3 protein-coding genes are annotated in these 3,725 nt (G+C 68.3%); 2 read left to right on the top strand and 1 reads right to left on the bottom strand.

Annotated elements, in window-relative coordinates; all coding sequences use genetic code 11:
* A partial coding sequence (gene dprA, locus Q0U08_RS18695; RefSeq protein ID WP_298093231.1) for a DNA-processing protein DprA occupies positions 1-866 on the top strand: 866 nt, incomplete at its 5' end.
* A gap of 3 nt (positions 867-869) precedes the next feature.
* Here dprA and Q0U08_RS18690 read toward each other — a convergent pair.
* Positions 870-1,199 (bottom strand): SMR family transporter, encoded by a 330-nt coding sequence (locus Q0U08_RS18690; protein WP_298093233.1) that lies wholly within the window; start codon positions 1,197-1,199, stop codon positions 870-872.
* A 145-nt stretch (positions 1,200-1,344) separates the two neighbouring features.
* Here Q0U08_RS18690 and topA point away from each other — a divergent pair.
* Positions 1,345-3,725 (top strand): type I DNA topoisomerase (gene topA / locus Q0U08_RS18685; RefSeq protein WP_298093229.1); only part of this gene is annotated, 2,381 nt, incomplete at its 3' end.

Below are 3,725 nucleotides of genomic sequence, written 5' to 3'. Positions count from 1 at the left end.
ACCTGCTCCTCGGCGATCCTGACTATCCGCGCCTGCTCGCCCATATCGACACCGCACCGCCCGCGCTGATCGTCCGCGGCGACCTGTCGCTCGCCCGCCGCCCGTCAGTCGCGATCGTCGGCGCGCGCAACGCCTCGGCCGCCGCCTGCCGCTTCGCCCGCCAACTGGCGCTCGCACTGGGGCAGGAGGGCGTCACCGTCGTCTCCGGCCTAGCCCGCGGCATCGACACCGCTGCGCACGCCGGCAGCATCGACACCGGCACGGTGGGCGTCATCGCCAGCGGCATCGACATCGCCTTCCCGCCCGAAAATGCCGAGCTGCAGCAGGCGGTTGCGACCCGCGGGCTGCTGCTGGCCGAACAGCCCCCCGGCACCGAGCCGCGCGCCCGCCACTTCCCCTCGCGCAACCGCATCATCGCCGGGATCGCCAGCGGCACCGTCGTCGTGGAGGCCGCACCCAAGTCCGGCTCGCTCATCACCGCCCGCCTCGCCACAGAAATGGGCCGCGACGTCATGGCCGTCCCCGGCAGCCCCCTCGACCCCCGCGCGCAAGGCTGCAACCTCCTGATCCGCGAAGGGGCGATCCTCATCCAGTCCGCCGCGGACATCCTCGAACTCATCCGCCCGCTGGACCCACGCATGGTTGAAGCCCCCGCCAGCGACTACACCGGCCCGCCCCCACAAGACGCCACCGACGCCGACCGCCGCGCGATCACCACCCTGCTCGGCCCCGTGCCCGTCGCCGTGGACGAACTCATCCGCCAGGCAAACGCCGCCCCCGCCATCGTCCAGACGGTGCTGCTCGAACTCGAACTCGCCGGCCGGCTGGAACGCCACGCGGGCGGAAGGGTCAGCCTCCAGCCATGATCCTCAATGCCCCCCGGCCCGCGAGAAGCCGTTCATCACCACTACCCCGGCGATAATCAGCGCCATGCCGATCATCGCCGGCGCATCCAGCTTCTGCCCCTGGAACACCCACGCCACGGCCGAGATCAGCACGATCCCTACCCCCGACCAGATCGCATAGGCGATTCCCGTCGGGATCGTCTTCAGCGTCAACGACAGGAAGTAAAAGGCGATCGCATAGCCCAGCACCGTCACCAGTGACGGGACCGGCCGGGTAAATCCTTGCGACAGCTTCATGAAGGACGTGCCGGTCACTTCCGCCAGGATCGCGACGAACAGATAAAGATAGGGCATGGCGCCGACGCTACCCGCGCCCGTGACCTCTGTCATGCTCCACATCGGCGGCACCATCGGGAACCACGACCGCCGCCACGACTTGACGCCACCGCCTCCCCCTCCCCATCCTCGCGCGTACACGTAAGGACACCACGCCCCGCTTATGCAGCTCGTCATCGTCGAATCCCCCGCCAAGGCGAAAACCATCGAGAAATATCTCGGCGGCGATTACCGCGTCCTCGCCAGCTACGGCCATGTCCGCGACCTGCCGCCCAAGGACGGTTCGGTAAACCCGGACGAAGGGTTCGCGATGGAATGGGAAAACTACGCCGACAAGGCCAAGCAGCTCAAGGCGATCGCCGACGAGGCGAAGAAGGCCGACCGCCTGATCCTCGCCACCGACCCCGACCGCGAGGGCGAGGCGATTTCGTGGCACGTGCGCGAGGTGCTGAAGAACCGCAAGGCGCTGCCCAAGGCGGTGGAGCGCGTCACCTTCAACGCGATCACCAAGCCCGCGATCCTGCACGCGATGCAGAATCCGCGCGAACTCGATACCGACCTGATCGACGCATACCGCGCCCGCCGCGCGCTCGACTATCTGGTCGGCTTCACTCTCTCGCCGGTCCTCTGGCGCAAGCTGCCCGGCGCCAAGTCGGCGGGCCGCGTCCAGTCGGTCGCGCTGCGCCTGATCGTCGGCCGCGAGCGCGAGATCGAGGCGTTCCGCCCCCAGGAATACTGGTCCGTCACCGCGGAGATGGAGCAGGACGGCACCCCCTTCACCGCGCGCCTCGTCCAGTGGGAGGGCAAAAAGCTTGATCGCCTGTCGATCGGCAACGAGGGTGATGCAACGCGTGCGAAAGCCGATGTCGAGGCGGGCCGCTTCTCCGTCCAGTCGGTCGAGACCAAGCCCGCGACGCGCAACCCGCCGCCCCCCTTCACCACCTCGACCCTCCAGCAGGAGGCGGCGCGCAAGCTGGGCTTCTCCGCCGACCACACGATGCGGATCGCGCAGCAACTCTACGAGGATGGCGCGATCACCTATATGCGCACCGACGGCGTGCAGATGGACGGCAGCGCCATCTCCGCCGCGCGCAAGGCCGTCGCCGACCGCTACGACGCCAGCTATGTGCCGGACAAACCCCGGCAATATCAGTCCAAGGCGAAGAACGCGCAGGAAGCGCACGAGGCGATCCGCCCCACCGATTTCTCGCGCGACCGTGCCGGCTCGGGCGATCACGGCCGCCTGTACGACCTGATCTGGAAGCGCGCGCTCGCCAGCCAGATGGCCTCGGCGCGGATGGAGCGCACCACCATCGACATGGCCGACGGCACCGGCCGCCACATCCTGCGCGCGACCGGGCAGGTCGTGCTCTTCCCCGGCTATCTCGCGCTCTACGAAGAGGGACAGGACGACGCCGCGGACGAGGAATCGCGCCGCCTGCCGCGCCTGCGCGACGGCGACGCCCCCGCGAAGAAGGACGTGAAGGCCGAGCAGCATTTCACCCAGCCCCCGCCCCGCTTCTCCGAAGCCTCGCTGGTCAAGCGCATGGAGGAACTCGGCATCGGCCGCCCCTCCACCTATGCCTCGATCATCAAGACGCTGAAGGACCGCGCCTATGTGCGCGTCGAAAAAAACCGCTTCTTCGCGGAAGAAAGCGGCCGGCTGGTCACGGCCTTCCTCGAACGCTTTTTCGAGCGTTATGTCGGCTTCGACTATACCGCCGAACTCGAAGAGGAACTGGACGACGTCTCGGGCGGCCGTGCCCAGTGGCAGGCGGTGCTGGAGGCGTTCTGGCGCGACTTCAAGCCGCGCACGTCGGAGGTGATGGAGCAGCAGCCCTCGGCGATTACCGCCGAACTGGACCAGTTTCTTGCCCCCTATCTCTTCCCGGAAAAGGCGGACGGCTCCGACCCGCGCCTCTGCCCCAATTGCGGCGAGGGCAAGCTGGCGCTGCGCGGCGGCCGCTTCGGCGCGTTCATCGCCTGCTCCAACTATCCGGAGTGCAAATATACCCGCCGCTTCGCCCAAGGCGGTGAGGCCGCCGGCGAGGACAGCGGCCCCGAAACGCTCGGCAAGGATCCGGAGACGGGCCTGCCGGTGGAGCGCAAGTCGGGTCGCTTCGGCCCTTATATCCAACTCGGCGAGGGCAAGGAGGCCAAGCGCGCCTCGATCCCGAAGGATGTCGATCTCGATCTGGAATGGGCGCTGAAGCTGCTCAGCCTGCCGCGCACGATCGGCAACCATCCCGAGACGGGCGAGCCGATCACCGCCTCGATCGGCCGCTACGGCCCCTATCTGGCGCACAGCGGCAAATATGCCCGCCTGCAATCCACCGCCGAGGTGTTCGAGACGGGCATGAACGCGGCCGTCTCGAAGCTGGCCGACGCCGCCGCCGGCGGCGGTCGCCCGGCCCGCGGCGCCGCCCGCGAACCGCTCAAGGTTCTTGGCAAACACCCGCGTACCGAGGCGGAGATCAAGCTGATGGAGGGCCGCTACGGCGCTTACGTCACCGACGGCGAAACCAACGCGACGATCCCCAAGAC

The organism is uncultured Sphingomonas sp., from assembly GCF_946477935.1.
GTDB lineage: Bacteria > Pseudomonadota > Alphaproteobacteria > Sphingomonadales > Sphingomonadaceae > Sphingomonas.
This window is presented reverse-complemented; position numbering and strand designations above follow the sequence as displayed.